Origin of the sequence: Gluconobacter kanchanaburiensis NBRC 103587 (genome assembly GCF_007988905.1) — a bacterium.
GTDB classification, from domain to species: domain Bacteria; phylum Pseudomonadota; class Alphaproteobacteria; order Acetobacterales; family Acetobacteraceae; genus Gluconobacter; species Gluconobacter kanchanaburiensis.
On record NZ_BJVA01000001.1, the window covers coordinates 349,882 to 363,894 of the forward strand.

Annotated in this window: 14 protein-coding genes; 7 read left to right on the forward strand and 7 right to left on the reverse strand. The window is 60.4% G+C overall.

Translation table 11 applies throughout. From position 1 onward, the window contains the following. The first annotated feature begins 17 nt into the window (after nucleotides 1-17). Together cyoC and cyoD are read left to right on the forward strand one after the other, a co-directional pair. Nucleotides 18-635 (forward strand): cytochrome o ubiquinol oxidase subunit III, encoded by a 618-nt coding sequence (gene cyoC / locus GKA01_RS01600; RefSeq protein WP_146858521.1) that lies wholly within the window; start codon nucleotides 18-20, stop codon nucleotides 633-635. After that, nucleotides 635-964 (forward strand): cytochrome o ubiquinol oxidase subunit IV, encoded by a 330-nt coding sequence (gene cyoD, locus GKA01_RS01605; protein ID WP_141350045.1) that lies wholly within the window; start codon nucleotides 635-637, stop codon nucleotides 962-964. Before cyoC ends, cyoD begins: the two co-directional genes overlap by 1 nt. Before the next feature lie 180 nt (nucleotides 965-1,144). Here cyoD and fdxA read toward each other — a convergent pair whose 3' ends face one another. The 3 genes from fdxA to GKA01_RS01620 form a co-directional block, all read right to left on the reverse strand. Continuing rightward, nucleotides 1,145-1,477, reverse strand: coding sequence for a ferredoxin FdxA (fdxA, locus tag GKA01_RS01610; RefSeq protein WP_146858523.1), 333 nt, complete (start codon nucleotides 1,475-1,477; stop codon nucleotides 1,145-1,147). Nucleotides 1,478-1,569: 92 nt separating this feature from the next. Beyond that, entirely contained in the window at nucleotides 1,570-1,848 is a 279-nt protein-coding gene (locus tag GKA01_RS01615) for an RNA-binding S4 domain-containing protein (RefSeq protein WP_146858525.1), read from the reverse strand. Beyond that, entirely contained in the window at nucleotides 1,845-4,400 is a 2,556-nt protein-coding gene (locus GKA01_RS01620) for a helicase-related protein (RefSeq protein WP_194265792.1), read from the reverse strand. The genes GKA01_RS01615 and GKA01_RS01620 overlap by 4 nt, the downstream gene beginning before the upstream one ends. 98 nt (nucleotides 4,401-4,498) lie before the next feature. On the opposite strand from GKA01_RS01620, the gene GKA01_RS01625 reads away from it, so the two are divergent. After that, entirely contained in the window at nucleotides 4,499-5,890 is a 1,392-nt protein-coding gene (locus GKA01_RS01625) for a leucyl aminopeptidase family protein (protein WP_146858640.1), read from the forward strand. A gap of 299 nt (nucleotides 5,891-6,189) precedes the next feature. Continuing rightward, complete coding sequence (locus GKA01_RS01630) at nucleotides 6,190-6,591, forward strand: MarR family transcriptional regulator (protein ID WP_024717011.1); 402 nt, start codon at nucleotides 6,190-6,192, stop codon at nucleotides 6,589-6,591. Nucleotides 6,592-6,620: 29 nt separating this feature from the next. On the opposite strand, the gene GKA01_RS01635 is transcribed toward GKA01_RS01630, so the two are convergent. Then, nucleotides 6,621-7,592, reverse strand: a complete 972-nt coding sequence (locus GKA01_RS01635) for a glycosyltransferase family 4 protein (protein WP_146858529.1) — start codon at nucleotides 7,590-7,592, stop codon at nucleotides 6,621-6,623. Between the two features lie 168 nt (nucleotides 7,593-7,760). Here GKA01_RS01635 and GKA01_RS01640 point away from each other — a divergent pair, with 168 nt between their 5' ends. Genes GKA01_RS01640 through GKA01_RS01650 form a run of 3 tightly spaced genes read left to right on the forward strand, consistent with a single transcriptional unit; the run spans nucleotide 7,761 to nucleotide 11,262 of the window. Further along, a complete protein-coding gene (locus GKA01_RS01640; protein ID WP_146858642.1) occupies nucleotides 7,761-9,686 on the forward strand; it encodes a polysaccharide biosynthesis protein in 1,926 nt (641 codons plus the stop codon). Further along, nucleotides 9,683-10,840, forward strand: a complete 1,158-nt coding sequence (locus tag GKA01_RS01645; protein ID WP_146858531.1) for a DegT/DnrJ/EryC1/StrS family aminotransferase — start codon at nucleotides 9,683-9,685, stop codon at nucleotides 10,838-10,840. Before GKA01_RS01640 ends, GKA01_RS01645 begins: the two co-directional genes overlap by 4 nt. After that, nucleotides 10,837-11,262 (forward strand): hypothetical protein, encoded by a 426-nt coding sequence (locus tag GKA01_RS01650; protein WP_146858533.1) that lies wholly within the window; start codon nucleotides 10,837-10,839, stop codon nucleotides 11,260-11,262. Before GKA01_RS01645 ends, GKA01_RS01650 begins: the two co-directional genes overlap by 4 nt. Here GKA01_RS01650 and GKA01_RS01655 read toward each other — a convergent pair. From GKA01_RS01655 to GKA01_RS01665, 3 genes are all read right to left on the reverse strand, one after another. Then, the gene (locus GKA01_RS01655; protein WP_146858535.1) at nucleotides 11,222-12,004 is read right to left on the reverse strand and encodes a MerR family transcriptional regulator; all 783 of its coding nucleotides are present in this window, start codon (nucleotides 12,002-12,004) and stop codon (nucleotides 11,222-11,224) included. The two genes, GKA01_RS01650 and GKA01_RS01655, sit on opposite strands and share 41 nt — an antisense overlap. Before the next feature lie 53 nt (nucleotides 12,005-12,057). Then, a complete protein-coding gene (locus GKA01_RS01660; protein WP_146858537.1) occupies nucleotides 12,058-13,209 on the reverse strand; it encodes an AI-2E family transporter in 1,152 nt (383 codons plus the stop codon). A gap of 309 nt (nucleotides 13,210-13,518) precedes the next feature. Further along, a complete protein-coding gene (locus GKA01_RS01665) occupies nucleotides 13,519-13,941 on the reverse strand; it encodes a hypothetical protein (RefSeq protein ID WP_146858539.1) in 423 nt (140 codons plus the stop codon). Between the last annotated feature and the right edge of the window lie 72 nt (nucleotides 13,942-14,013).

A 14,013-nucleotide genomic window follows, 5' to 3' on the forward strand; every position in this document is an offset into this window, starting at 1 on the left:
AGGGGCGCATAAGACTTATGGCTCACGAAGCAACAATGTCGCCTCTGGCACACGCTGACGACCACCACGGGGAACACCACGAGACCCCCAATGTGTTCGGCTTCTGGCTCTACCTGATGACGGACTGCATCCTGTTCGGGTCGATCTTCGCTGCCTTTGCGGTTCTCCGGAATCAGTTTGCCGGTGGTCCGTCGGGTAAGGAGCTCTTCGATCTGACGAACGTGGGGATTGAGACGGCTATTCTGCTGTTCTCGTCCATCACGTACGGCTTCGCCTCGCTGAATGCGATGGCGAAGAACAAGACGATGGTCCTTCTGTGGCTGGCCGTCACTTTCGTTCTGGGCGCATCCTTCGTCGGTCTCGAGTTGAACGAGTTCAGCTCCATGATCGCCGAGGGCAACGGTCCTGACCGTTCGGCATTCCTTTCCGCGTTCTTCACGCTGGTGGGAACGCATGGTCTGCACGTCACTTGCGGTCTGATCTGGATGGTCGTGCTGATGGTGCAGATGATGGGGCCGCAGGACCTGTCCGAGCGTATGATGAACAAGCTGACCTGCCTCAGCCTGTTCTGGCACTTCCTCGACATCGTCTGGATCTGTGTCTTCTCGTTCGTCTATCTCGCAGGAGTGATGTAATGGCCCAGGCACATACAGCCCACGATGGTAGCCACGGCTCCTATTCGGCTTATCTAATCGGCTTTGTTCTGGCAGTGATCCTGACAGTGGCATCTTTTGCCGCCGTTATGACCCACGCCCTGTCTCCGGGGATGGCGCTGGCCGCACTGACGGTTCTCGCAGTCGTGCAGATCGTCGTCCACCTGGTGTTCTTCCTTCACATGAACACCAGCAGTGAGCAGAGCTGGAACCTGATGTGCTTCATCTTTGCCGCGGCATCGGTGATTGTCATTATTGGTGGTACGATCTTCATCATGCATGACACCGCGATCAACATGATGTCCCGATAAGGTTTCTTCTGAAACCTGAAAGGGAAAAAGGGCTGGCAGAAGAAATTCTGCCAGCCCTTTTTTTGTCCCTTGCGGAGGTTTTATCGGCCTCAGGGATAGACTGTTCTTCGTGTATTAAGGACAAAAAAAACCCGGCCTCTGAGAAGAGACCGGGTGAAACCGTGCCGGGCGAAAAGGGGCTTAGTTTTTGTGAGGCGCCTCGGAGAGCATTTCAGCTTTGCCCGGTTTATCTTTCCATTCTTCCGCATCCGGCATTGCGTCAATTTTGCGCGTCATGTTCGGCCACTGTGCGGAATATTTCGCATTGACCTCGATCCATGGTGCGGCGCGGTTGTCGCTGTCAGGGAAAATGGCTTCTGCCGGGCATTCCGGCTCACACACGCCGCAATCGATGCACTCGTCGGGATTGATGACAAGGAAGTTCTCGCCTGCGTAGAAGCAGTCTACGGGACAGACTTCCACACAATCCGTGAACTTGCAGCGAATGCAGTTTTCGGTGACCACATAGGTCATTGACGTCTCCGATCGTCTTGCTGGTCCGGCATCCGGCCGGTTTCATCCGAGCGGGATGATATGCGAAGGTTTGGCGTCCGACGCAAGCACCGTTAGCCGTCTTCTGTGATGGCTTCATAAAGACGTGCGGCTTCCTTTGCCGGACCGCGGCGTTCACCAAGATCCAAGACGCGCCACACGCGCACTTCTCCGCCAGAAACAGCAGGAAAAGTCAATATGTCGCCAATGTGAAGTTTGGCATGGGGCTTGCTTGTAGGCTGGCGATTGATACGCATGCGGCCTTTGCTGACGATGCTTGCACAAAGCGCCCGCGTTTTGGCGATGCGGGCGTAATACAGCCACTGATCCAGCCGCTGATAGGGTTCGCTCATCGCCAGACCTTTTCTCTCAAGGCCGCAAGGGCTGCGAAAGGGCTGTCTGGGCGCATGGGCTGTCCAGATCTGTTTGCGGACTCATGGGCGTGTCTGCGTCGTCGGGAAGCACGGGCTCTACGGTCCTTAAGGATCATCAAAGGGCGAGGTGGTCCGGCATGGGTTGGCGAGGGAGGTTCTGCAGGCTGATGGGTTATGCTCAATCCCTTCAGGACGGAGGGAAGTGCATCGGCCTTCACACCCAGTCTGGAGGCCAGATCAGGAGGGGCAATGCAGTCGTGATGCAGAACTCTGTGATGAAGTTCGGCAATACAGCGTTCCGCTATGTCCAGACGCAGTCCTGTATCGGAGGCGCGGATCCAGCCGAACTGCCCGGCGATCTGTCGCCAGGGCAGGGACACCCGACCGGGGGGCGTGGGATGGAAGGGGGTGCCATGATGCAGGGCGTGCAGCAGGCCGAGAAGGGCGAGTGGGCGTGCGCGGAAGAGTGCGGAACAGAAGACCGAGAAACGCCCGATCTCCACACCGCTCTTTCGTAACTTTTTTTGCAGGGCCGGGGAGAGTGCATGGTCTTCCGGAAGGGCATCAGTGATGCCGCCATCGTCTCTGAGGCGATGGAGAATGGCGCGGAGACCGGGTTCATGCGCGGCAAGATCATAGGCGCGGTGCAGGGCTTTAAGCTCGGTTTGGATAAAATGGACCACGACCGCCAGTAAACGCGTCTCCACCAGTGTTTTCTGGACGGTGTCGCTGAATTCAGCAGGAAAAAGTCTGATGGTCGGGCGCAGCAGGGAAGAGCCTGCGGCAAGGCGACCAAGAGGGATTTCGTCCCAAAAGACGTTCCCGGTTGTGATGTCCAGTCTGAAGGCTGTGTCCGGTGCCTCCTGCAGGAGACGGATGCGGCGGGGGATCTCGTGGATCAGGGCCCTGCGCCCGGCGCGCAGGATCATCTGACGGTCGGGTCCGGAGGCAACATCCGTTTCCAGCGTAAAGCCAAGGATGCGGCCGATGCTGTGGCCTTCAACAAGAACTTCTCCGTCTGGTTTGACGGCTGAAAGCAGGGTCCGGTCGCCATCGCTGTCGAGGCGCCGCAGGAGGGTCGTGGCCCGGCGATCCACAAAGCGGGCGGTGAGGCGTTCGTGCAGGGCGTCGGAGAGTTGGTCTTCCACTTCGCGGGCGCGTTCCTGCCACATCGCGGAATGGCGGCTCCATTCGGTACGAGCCGCGACATAAGAGCACACACGGACGCCGGTGAGGCGGTGCATGAGTGTGTCTATATCGCCTTCGGTCTTGGCCAGCCCACGGATATGTCCTTCCATCCAGTTGGCGGGAACGGAGCCTTCCTTGACAAGATGGGTATAGAGGCGCGCGCAGAGGCGGGTGTGGCTGTCATCGCCGAGTTTGCGGAAATCGGGGATCTGGCAGACGTCCCAGAGCAGGGCGGTGGCGCGTTTGCCGCGTGCGATCTCGCGGATGTCCGGATCGAGAATCAGGGATTCGAGCGTGGTGACGTCGGACGCGACGCGCCCTGCTGTCAGACCACGCAGCGGTGGCGGTCGGGTCAGGCTTTTGAGCAGATTGGCGGGGTTCGTGAAATCCAGTTCGTGGTTGCGCCAGTAGAGGCGCTGGATCGGATCGAAGCGGTGCTGCTCCACGGCTTCGACGAGGACGGTGGACATGGGTGGGCAGTCGGCAGTCGTGCCGAAGGTGCCATCTTTCATGCCACGTCCCGCGCGCCCGGCGATCTGGGCGATTTCCTGCGGGAACAGGGGGCGGGGGGCGGTGCCGTCGAACTTGCTGAGCTGGGCCAGAGCGACATGGTCGACATCCATGTTCAGGCCCATGCCGATGGCGTCGGTTGCGACGAGATAATCGACTTCGCGGTTCTGGTAGAGCTCGACCTGGGCGTTGCGGGTGCGGGGACTGAGCTGGCCCATGATGACGGCGCAACCGCCGCGCCGTCTGCGAATGACTTCTGCCAGCGCGTAAACCTCGCTCATGGAAAAGGCGACGATGGCCGAGCGTGGCGGCAGGCGGGAGAGTTTCGTGTGGCCGGTGCTGGCGAGGCTGGAGAGCCGGGTGCGGATGTCGATTTCGATGCCGGGGACGAGTTTCTGAAGCAGAGGACGGATGGTCTCGGCGCCGAGAAAGAGCGTCTCGACGGTGCCGCGCGCGTGGAGAAGGCGGTCCGTGAAGACGTGGCCTCGGTCGGGGTCCGAGGCGAGCTGGATTTCGTCGATGGCGACGAACTCGGCTTTGCGATCCAGTGGCATGGCTTCGACGGTGCAGGAAAACCAGCGCGCGCCGGGGGGGACGATTTTTTCCTCGCCGGTAATGAGTGCGACGTGACGCTCGCCCTTGATTTTGACAAGGCGCTCGTAATTTTCCCGGGCCAGCAGGCGCAGGGGAAAGCCGATGATGCCGGAGGAATGGGCCATCATGCGCGTCAGGGCATAATGGGTCTTGCCGGTATTGGTGGGGCCAAGGGCAGCACGGATGCTGGCTGGCATGGTATGGTGGCTGGACGAGGTTCCGTGGAATGCACCCTTCATGCCTGAATGGTCGGGTGCCTGCGGGACAAAAGCAAGCATCAGAAGTCATTCGGGACGATCTTTATGGGATCTCTCCGGATTTCAGGAGAAAAGTCATGATGAAGCCGCATCCCCAGCTTCCATTCGTTACGTCCGCCGAGGCTCTTCCGGCACGCCAGGTGCATCTGGTGTCCATCAGCGATCGGGAGGCTCTGGCAGGACTTCTGGGTGATTTTTCCGGGTTTCTTGAGGGACAGGGCTTCGATGGCAAGGATGGTGCGTTCACGTTTCTGCCGGGGAATACGGGCGTCGGAGCAGCCATTCTGTGCGTGGACCCTGCACGGGCAAACGATCCGCTTGCGTTCGGCGGCCTTGGTAAGAGGCTTCCGAAGGGGGACTGGACCATCGTGCTGCACGGGCTGGACCCGGTCGCTCGTGAGAGCGCGCTTCTCGGCTTCTGTATGGGCGCATACCGGTTCAGCCTGAATGAAGCTGGTGTTCCCGACACCCGACTGGTTGTGCCGAATGAGGCGCGAAACGTGGTCGCCCTGTCGAAAGCTGTCTGGTTTGGACGCGACCTGATCAACATGCCTGCCAATCTGCTCGGTCCGCGCGAACTGGCGGACATGGCCGAGCGGGCATTGGTGCATCGGGGCGCGAGCGTCAGCGTTGTTGAGGGGGATGATCTGCGTCGGGCCTATCCCTGTCTGGCGGATGTAGGAGAAGGGTCCGAGCGCAAGCCGACGGTTGTGGTGGCCCGATGGAAGGCGCGTGAGGGGGCGCCGAGAGTTTCGCTGATCGGCAAGGGGGTCTGTTTCGATACGGGCGGATACGATCTCAAGGGCGCCGCCGGAATGCTGCGTATGAAAAAGGATATGGGCGGCGCCGCGCTCATGCTGGCCGTTATGTGCGCTGCAATCGATATGGAACTGGATGTCGATCTGGAACTCCGGCTGGGCTGTGTCGAGAACAGTGTCTCAGGCCATGCCATGCGTCCGGGTGACATTCTGAGAACGCGGAGCGGACAGACGGTCGAGATCGGCAACACGGATGCAGAAGGTCGGCTGGTGTTGTGTGATCTCATAACGGAAGCGGCCGAAAGTCATCCTGATGCTATTCTGGACGCTGCAACCCTGACGGGTGCTGCGCGTGTGGCACTCGGTCCGGATGTGCCGGCACTCTTTAGCAATGACGATGAACTGGCTTCATTCATTCTCGAATCGGGAAAAGAAACGAATGACGCGATGTGGAGAATGCCGCTCTGGCATGGTTATGACGCATGGCTGGATAGTAAAGTCGCGGACTTTGGAAATGTGACCTCCAAACCGATGGCTGGCGCCATAACGGCCGCACTCTATCTGCAGAAATTCGTACCAGAGGGCCAAAAATGGGCCCATATCGACACTTACGCCTGGAACGATGGCGATCGTCCCGGCCGCCCGGAAGGCGGCGAAGTCCTCGGGATACGGACAATTCTTAAAGCATTGTCACGAATTCATAATAATTCATGAGCTTCTTTAACCCGTTTCATTCCCCCAACAATGGAACGGAATGGATGAGTGCTGAAAGATTATGGTGTCAAACGTCGTTTAATGAGGCATACGGCCCTTATCGTTTCGATGCAGAGTCATCGTCTACTGGAATGTTTTGGAACCCGTATGCTTGCGCATGCGTTTCGAAACACTATCTGAGGTCATACCGGTCTGTTCCCCAGGGGAGAGACAGTTATCATTTTCACCTCACTCTCTGTCCGGCAGTCCCTGTTGTGGGATCGGACAACACGGAGTGACCGTTTCTTAGGAGAGAGATCATGCCCCAGGCTACCAATGATCAAATGCTCAATCTTCTGTGCGACACTATCGTTTCCATGGTGCGCCGCGACGGCCCCGATCTTTCCGCCCGCCAGCTCGCAGTATTCCTGACCTGCTATCTGCGTGACGGTGCCCACACGGTTCGCGGACTGGCACTGGAGCTGAAAGTGTCCAAGCCGGCCATCACGCGCGCCCTCGACCGTCTGGGTGAGCTGGATCTGGCCCGCCGCAAGGTTGATCCGCTGGATCGTCGTTCCGTTCTGGTTCAGCGCACGCTGAAGGGTTCGACCTTCCTGCGTGAAATGCGCGCCGTCATGGCCGAAGCCTCCGGCACGCGCTCGACACGCACCGAGCGTGCTTCGGCATCTGTCGAGCGTCTGAGCAGCCGCCGCGCTGGCTGAGTTGGTTCGGCCGGATTTTCCGGCCGGTTTTACCAGCGATCCTGCACGCGGACTCTTGCCCGCGTGCAGACATATCCTGTCCATATCAGTTGTGGCAGGAGGATCATCAGGATGGTTGTGATGATCCCGCCGGCGGCAAAAGCCACGGCGCCCCACAAAGCCGCTCCCCAGTAAAGTCCCGTCACCAACGGAACAGGTAGTCCCGAGCGGACTGCAAGCTGATAGAGATGGCCGCGATGTGCCTCTGTCAGTCTGTCGCCAGCCCTTGCGCGCCGCAGGAGCGTAAAGGCGACGTCCCACAGGACACCTGACAGAAGGGCGATAACGAGTACGCCACCACCGGTACTGAAACCCGTCATGCCGCCCCAGGCCATGGCGAGGCCCACCGGCTGGCTGCCCACATCCCCCATGAAGATGCGCGCTTTCGGGAAATTATAGGGCAGGAAGCTCAGCAGACAGACGGCCAGAAGCACGAACGCTGCCGGCATGATTCCCGCACTGGCCAGAACCAGTGAGGAAATTGCCATCACCCCGGATGCCAGGCCATTGATGCCGTCGATAAAGTTGAGCGCATTGGTAATGAACACGGCGACCAGAACAAACGGAACCAGCTCATACAGGGACGCTCCCGTGCCGAGAGACGCGGCGATGGCGGCCAGAAACTGGGCGGCGAGTTTGTAGCGGGCCGGGAAGGGGCGGACATCGTCCAGCCAGGAAACCGCACCCAGCAGAATCATTCCGGTCAGTAATCCGAGCGCAGCCCGCAGGGTGGCGGGGCTCACCGTGCCTGCGTAGAGGGCGGGGATGAGACACAGGACAAAGCTTCCCGCGATTCCGATCCCGCCGCCTTTCGGTGTCGGGCGGGTATGGGAGCTCCGGGCCACCGGATGGTCGAGAATTCCGGCACGGATCATCAGCAGGATCAGGATATTGCACAGGATGATGGCCAGAAGACAGGGAAGCGTGAAGCCGACTGTCAGGGTCTGCAGAGAAAAAGGCATGGGACGACTTTATGGGAGGGAGGCTTTTGGCGCTATAAGGGGCGCGTGACATCCATTCATCCTACAGGCTCTGCGTCTTCGGCCTCAATGCCTCCTTCGGCGCTTCCTCCGGGGCCCTCTCCCGCGGCTGCCCCCGGCTCTCCTCAAGGCCCGCAGTCCCGCACGTCGATGCAGGCACGACGCATTGCGCTCAACGTGGCACTGGATGGAGTCGTGTCCGCCGCTGCTGCACCGGTGGCACGCTGGCTGGCCGATCCGGCCGGTGGGTGGCTGCATCCGCTATGGTTCATTGCGGGGGGCGGCATCACGCTCCTCGTCAGCGGACTGCCATTTCGCATTCCACAGCAGTACTGGCGTTTTTCCGGCGTTGCGGATCTGTTCAACATTGCCTGCGCTTCGGTTCTGAGTGCGCTGCTGTTCGCGGTGCTGCTTCATATCGGGGGTTACCCCCTGCCAACGCCGACCTTCCCGATCATCCATGCCCTGGTGCTGCTGACATTCCTCGGGGCGATCCGCATGATGTGGAGACTGGCCGCACGGCGCAGGAGCCTTGCCCAGGATGGTGAACGTATTCTGCTTCTTGGTGCCGATCACGAGGCGGACCTGTTTCTGCGGGCCATGGAGCGTGACAGCGAGAACAATCGCCGGGTCGTAGGACTTCTCACCGGCGGTGCGCAGCAGGCCGGACGTCGTATCCATGACTGCCCGATCCTCGGGACGATTCCGGAGACACCTGCCATCCTGGAACGGCTGTTTGCCGCCGGGAAGCTGCCCGATGCGCTGGTTGTCACGGCGGGAGAAATCAAGGGGCGCGAACTCGCTGCCATTCTCGAGGCGGCCCGGGTTTACGATATCGACGTCCAGCGCACGCCGTCTCTGACGGCGTTGCAGCCTGCGGATCGTGTCGAACTCCGGCCCATCGCGATCGAGGATCTGCTGAACCGGCCTCCGGTCGCGCTCGACTCGCAGGGTATGGCGCGCCTGATCGGAGAACGTGTTGTCGCCGTGACGGGAGCGGGGGGGAGCATCGGTTCCGAGCTGGCGCGGCAGATCGCCTCCTTCAAACCCTCGCTGCTATTGCTGATCGAGAGCAGCGAATACGCGCTGTGGCAGATCAATCTGGATATTTCGGAGCGTTTTGGCACCGTCGCGCGTCATCAGATCATCGCGGATGTGCGGGATCGTCGTCGCATGGCCGAAATCTTCGGGGCTTATCGCCCGCAGATCGTTTTTCATGCCGCGGCGCTCAAACATGTGCCGATCGTGGAGGATAATCCGCTTGAAGGCGTTCTGACGAACGTAATCGGAACGCGGATCGTCGCCGACGAGGCCGAGCGGGCAGGCGCACAGGCCATGGTGATGATTTCCACAGACAAGGCGGTCAATCCGTCCAGCCTGATGGGGGCCAGCAAGCGCTGTGCCGAGGTCTACGGGCAGGCGCTCGATATGCGCGCGCGGGCCGGGCAGGGCAGTATGCGTTGCGTGACAGTGAGGTTCGGCAATGTGCTGGGCTCTACCGGCTCGGTCGTCCCGCTCTTCCGGCGTCAGCTTGAGCATGGCGGCCCCCTGACGGTCACACATCCGGACATGACACGCTATTTTATGACAGTGCCGGAAGCGGTGGGTCTGGTGTTGCAGGCTGCCGTTCGCGGGACATATGAGCGGGCGGGAAACGATGCCACGGATCAGCGTCTCAGGCAGGGCGGCATTTTCGTGCTGGATATGGGAGATCCGGTGCGGATCATGGATCTGGCCTTCCAGATGATCCGGCTGGCAGGGTTGCGTCCGGAAAGCGATATCGAAATCCGCTTCACCGGTCTCCGTCCTGGCGAAAAGCTCTTCGAAGAGCTGTTCCACGGTCGGGAAGCACCTGTTCCGACAGATGCCCCGGGTCTGCGGATGGCGTCGCCCCGTACCGTTGACTTCGCCGTGGCCGCTGAGGCGATGGATGCTCTTGAAGCGGCCTGTCATGCGAGCGATCTGGCCGCCGTCATGAAGATCCTGTACCGGCTGGTACCCGAATTCATTCATAACCGTGACGGCGGAATGCCGGTTGCGGTCTCCCGTCCCGATCCGGAGATGATAGCCCCATGACAAGGCAGCCTGAAAAAAGGCAGATTGCGTTCCTCGACCTTCCCGCCCAGCAGGCGAGGCTCGGTGGCAGTATCCAGAAGCGTGTGGATGCCGTCATGGCGCATTGCCGTTTCGTCCTCGGCCCCGAAGTGCAGGAACTGGAGCAGCGTCTGGCGGCGTTTGGCGGTGCAAAACACGCCATCGGTGTGGCGTCCGGGACGGATGCGTTGCTGATGGTTCTCATGGGGGAAGAAATCGGCCCGGGAGACGCGGTCTTCCTGCCTGCTTTCACCTACACTGCCACGGCAGAAGTCGTTCTGCTGCTCGGTGGCACGCCGGTCTTCGTGGATGTGGATCCGCAGACATTCCAGATCAGTCTGGCGTCTTTGAAAGATCGGCTTGAAGCCGTGCGTGAAGCCGGGGACCTTGAACCCCGGGCCGTGATCGGTGTGGACCTGTTCGGTCAACCCGCCCCCTGGGACGAGCTGAAAAGCTGGGCGACCGCCGAGGGCCTGACGCTCATAGCGGACTGTGCGCAGTCTTTCGGCGCCAGCTATCGCGGGCGACGTCTGGGACATGAGGCGAAAGCCACCACGCTGTCCTTCTTTCCGTCCAAGCCGCTGGGCGGATACGGGGATGGCGGCGCGATTCTGACGGATGATGACGATCTGGCGGCGTTGTATCATTCGCTCCGGACACATGGCGAGGGGCGCACCCGCTACGAGGTCGAGCGGATTGGAATCAATGGACGGCTCGATACGCTTCAGGCGGCCGTGCTGCTGGCGAAACTGGACGTGTTCGAAGGGGAACTGAAGCGTCGGGACGCGATCGCAGCCTCTTATGACGCGGAAATGCCAGCAGGGATTGTTCCACCTGCGCGCGTGCCGGACAGCGAGAGCGCCTGGGCGATCTATAGCGTCCTGTTGCCGGACGCCGCGAAACGGGATGCGCTTCAGTCGTTCCTGAAAGACGCAGGCATTCCCACTGCGGTCTATTATCCGAAGCCGTTGCATTACCAGCCAGCCTATGCTCCGCATCACGACGGTGCATCCCTGCCGGTGGCTGAAGGACTTGGCGCCCGGGTTCTGGCGCTCCCCATTCATCCCGAACTGACGGACGAGGATGTCCGTCACATCATTGAAGCCCTCAATCGCTGGGCAGGAGAGCAGGCGTGAGACGCGAGCAGAAACTTCTTCTGGTTTTCGGGGCGCTGGTCCTGATTCCGGTCGGCATTATCTGGTTTGTGACCTGGCCACTGCTCCATGCTTGGAAGCTGCCGGAAGTCACGGCAGGTCAGATCGCAGCGCCCGTAAGCCGCGTTCTGACGGCAGACGAGGTGCAGAAGGTCAATCTGTGGCTTCAGTCTCATGAAACCGCCTGGGGCCCGTCAGGTGAGCGTCCGCCTGCGCCGGGTCAGGTGATTCTTGAAATGACCACGGCGCAGGGCCAGCCGGTGATTGTCTCCATCTGGAAGCACAAGAATCAGGACGACATCATCGGCGTTCAGCTTGAAAAGAACGGCCCATACCGGATGAATTCGTCCCCCGATGAACAGGTCATGGCGCTTCAGCCTGATGGCGCGCGGCCGACAGAATGAAATCCTGAACGTCCGGGCTGAAAGGTAGCTTTCGTCCGGACGTTTCCCAGTTGCTTCGCTCCAGATACATCCGGTTTGCCTTGCTCCAGAGTTCGGGGCCGGTCGCATCCTGAAGCGGCTTCTGAAGAGCTTTCCAGTCTTTCAGCAAAGCTGCCGCTTCGTCGCTGGCCGGGGAAATATCCCGTCGAAGGGCGTCTTCGCAGCGGCCGATCAGGTCTTCCCATTGCTCTATATACGCCGTGCGATCGGTGGGCGGGAAATGGCTGTTGGCCATTTCCCGCCAGCGCTCCTGCTCATCGGGTGTAAAATACTCGTCCAGAACGTCTTTCATGGCGTCGGAGGTCATGTACTGCTGTCCTTTGCTGATGAGGGCACAGAAAGACTTCAGGTCCGGCACCGTTTCTCCTGTTATCAGGTCGCAGGCGGCCTTCATCTGACCAATTACGGTGTCGAGGTCGGCACGGCGTGCTTCGAGAACACGGAGCTGAACCAGTAGAAGTCTTTTTGCATCGAGCGGCCCGTGCGAAAGGGAGGCGATCTCCGTCAGGGTGTAGCCAGCCCGTTTCAGGAGCAGGATGTGGGTGAGCGTTCCGACATCGGTCGCTTTGTAGGCCCGGCGCCCGTTTTCCGACCGTCGTGGATGAAGCAGGCCCGCGGCTTCGAAGTGTCGCAGGGCACGGGGCGTGACGCCGGTTGCGGCCGCGAGTTCGCCGATTGTCAGGATTTGTGTGGTCATCATCATGCTCCTGACGCACCATCAAGGGTGATGACGTTACGTCAGGAGCAAGCAGAAATTCACTTCTGCTTTTTTTCTTCTTCTTCTTCTTCCGTCATCTCGCCAACGGCACGGCGGGTCTGGTTTTCGTCTTCCAGCGGGGCCGTCGCTTTGTCGCCCATGGCCAGCAGAGCAGCCGTGATGGGAGAGGCGAGAATGAGACCCGGGGCTCCAAGGATAGATCCGAAAACCGTCTGCGAAAGAATGGCCAGTGCGGGCGGCATGTGAACGGCGCGCCGCTGGATCAGGGGTGCGAGCACATTGCCTTCAAAAAACTGGATAGTGCAGTAGAGTGCCGTCACGAATAGGGCTTCATGCGTACCAACGGAAAGACCCAGAAGGATCGCTGGTACTGCGCCCAGGATAGCACCGATATAGGGAATGAAATTGCAGAGTCCTGCTACGACACCCAGCGCGAGCGCGAGCGGGATGCCGATCAGGGAAAGGCCGATTCCGGAGAGAAGCCCAACCACGAGCATGTCCAGCGCCTGCCCGGCTGTCCATGCCCAGAGGGTTGCACCAGCCGTGAGCAGAAGCTCCCTGGCTGCGGGGCGGTGCTGGGGCGGGACGAGGCGCAGCATGCCGTCGATATAGATGGCAGGACTAAGTGCGAAATAAAGTCCGGCGATCAGCACGACCAGAATCGTGCCGAGGATACCGAATACGCTGCTGAGCAGGCCGGTTACCGAACCTGCGATACCAGAACCCAGTGAACTGAGGCCGCCTGTGCCCGGGGCGTTGCCCCCTAGGGAAGACGGAAGATGATCGAGAACCATCTGTCCGATCGTGGAGCCGGACAGGTGGCTTCGCAGTTCTCCAGACTGGGTGATGAGCGCCTGCTTGAGGCGGATGAACTGATCGCTGATCGACGGACCACTATACCATCCCAGTCCGATGACGGCGACCAGGATCGCAACGGTCACCAGAGCGACAGCTCCCTGATAGGGGATGACCGGAGCATGCTTGCGTAGCATGCGGGCAAGGCCGTGCAGGACCACCGCGACGAGAGCCGAGGCGAAGATCACAGTCAGGACATCACCGATCAACCAGATGGCCAGAAGGATCAGGGCCAGTGCCAGCGTGATGCGCATGAGCCCGGCGATCCGGGACAGTTCCCGCGCACGCGGTTCAGTTTCGCTGCGTTCCGCCGGATCGGAAAAGGATATGGGCATGGAAGGGGGCTGTCCTTGGTCAGTCGTTGTGGACTGGCTTATGGGCAGAGGGATGGGGGGTCAATGGGGGCAGCAGCGCCGGAGTCGTTCTGTGTAAAAGACGATGTCTCTTACGACGCCAGCATGAAAAGAAATCGATAAAAAAACAGGGCTCTGGACGGTCTGTCCAGAACCCGGTTTCCGTGTCATGTGCCTGGATCAGGCGTGTCATCCAGTCACCTGACGAAGGCTTGCGACTCAGGCGCTCAGAACAACCGGAGCAGCGTCGTCTTCAAGGTTGCACAGAGCAGCCGGCAACGATCTGTACGGTTAGCACTGCTGCTGCCGTAGTATTGAGCCCGAGCACGGCATTGCCGGATGTCCAGCGCACGGCTGAAGCCTCGCGTCCGTACCAGCCAGTCGATGGAGTCCGTCGTGAGATGGTCGGTGACCAGCGCTTTCGAACAGCGTGATGTCGCGCACCAGAACACCGAGTTCGCGGGGATCGTTGATGAACGGAGAGACCATGTCACGGGGACGGCTGGTCCGGGAGACGATGCGAACGTCACGGACACCATCGGGCAGGCTGAAAACGGCGCGATCGCCTGCCATGTGACGGGGCGCAAGCAGTGTTCCGCAGGGAAGTTGCAGACTCAGGTTGGATTCCGTCGTTGTGGCCGCCGCAGCGGCAGCAACACCCGCACGGGTGACGATAGGCGTCCAGATCGGCTCGACGCGTTCACGGTCCGTCATTAGTTCTGCGGCGGCGTCATGCTCCCAGGTCATTGCGACGTTGCCAAATGCGACGACGCGGCTGGACTACGT

What these genes read in the sequence shown, in the direction of transcription:
- GKA01_RS01635 (WP_146858529.1), bottom strand. Translation starts at nt 7,592, where the DNA reads ATGCCTTTTTCTCTGCAGACCCTGACAGTCGGCTTCACGCTTCCCTGT.
- GKA01_RS01640 (WP_146858642.1), top strand. Translation starts at nt 7,761, where the DNA reads ATGCAGGCACGACGCATTGCGCTCAACGTGGCACTGGATGGAGTCGTG.
- GKA01_RS01620 (WP_194265792.1), bottom strand. Translation starts at nt 4,400, where the DNA reads ATGAAGGGTGCATTCCACGGAACCTCGTCCAGCCACCATACCATGCCA.
- GKA01_RS01615 (WP_146858525.1), bottom strand. Translation starts at nt 1,848, where the DNA reads ATGAGCGAACCCTATCAGCGGCTGGATCAGTGGCTGTATTACGCCCGC.
- GKA01_RS01660 (WP_146858537.1), bottom strand. Translation starts at nt 13,209, where the DNA reads ATGCCCATATCCTTTTCCGATCCGGCGGAACGCAGCGAAACTGAACCG.
- fdxA (WP_146858523.1), bottom strand. Translation starts at nt 1,477, where the DNA reads ATGACCTATGTGGTCACCGAAAACTGCATTCGCTGCAAGTTCACGGAT.
- GKA01_RS01645 (WP_146858531.1), top strand. Translation starts at nt 9,683, where the DNA reads ATGACAAGGCAGCCTGAAAAAAGGCAGATTGCGTTCCTCGACCTTCCC.
- GKA01_RS01625 (WP_146858640.1), top strand. Translation starts at nt 4,499, where the DNA reads ATGAAGCCGCATCCCCAGCTTCCATTCGTTACGTCCGCCGAGGCTCTT.
- cyoD (WP_141350045.1), top strand. Translation starts at nt 635, where the DNA reads ATGGCCCAGGCACATACAGCCCACGATGGTAGCCACGGCTCCTATTCG.
- GKA01_RS01630 (WP_024717011.1), top strand. Translation starts at nt 6,190, where the DNA reads ATGCCCCAGGCTACCAATGATCAAATGCTCAATCTTCTGTGCGACACT.
- GKA01_RS01655 (WP_146858535.1), bottom strand. Translation starts at nt 12,004, where the DNA reads ATGATGATGACCACACAAATCCTGACAATCGGCGAACTCGCGGCCGCA.
- GKA01_RS01665 (WP_146858539.1), bottom strand. Translation starts at nt 13,941, where the DNA reads ATGACGGACCGTGAACGCGTCGAGCCGATCTGGACGCCTATCGTCACC.
- cyoC (WP_146858521.1), top strand. Translation starts at nt 18, where the DNA reads ATGGCTCACGAAGCAACAATGTCGCCTCTGGCACACGCTGACGACCAC.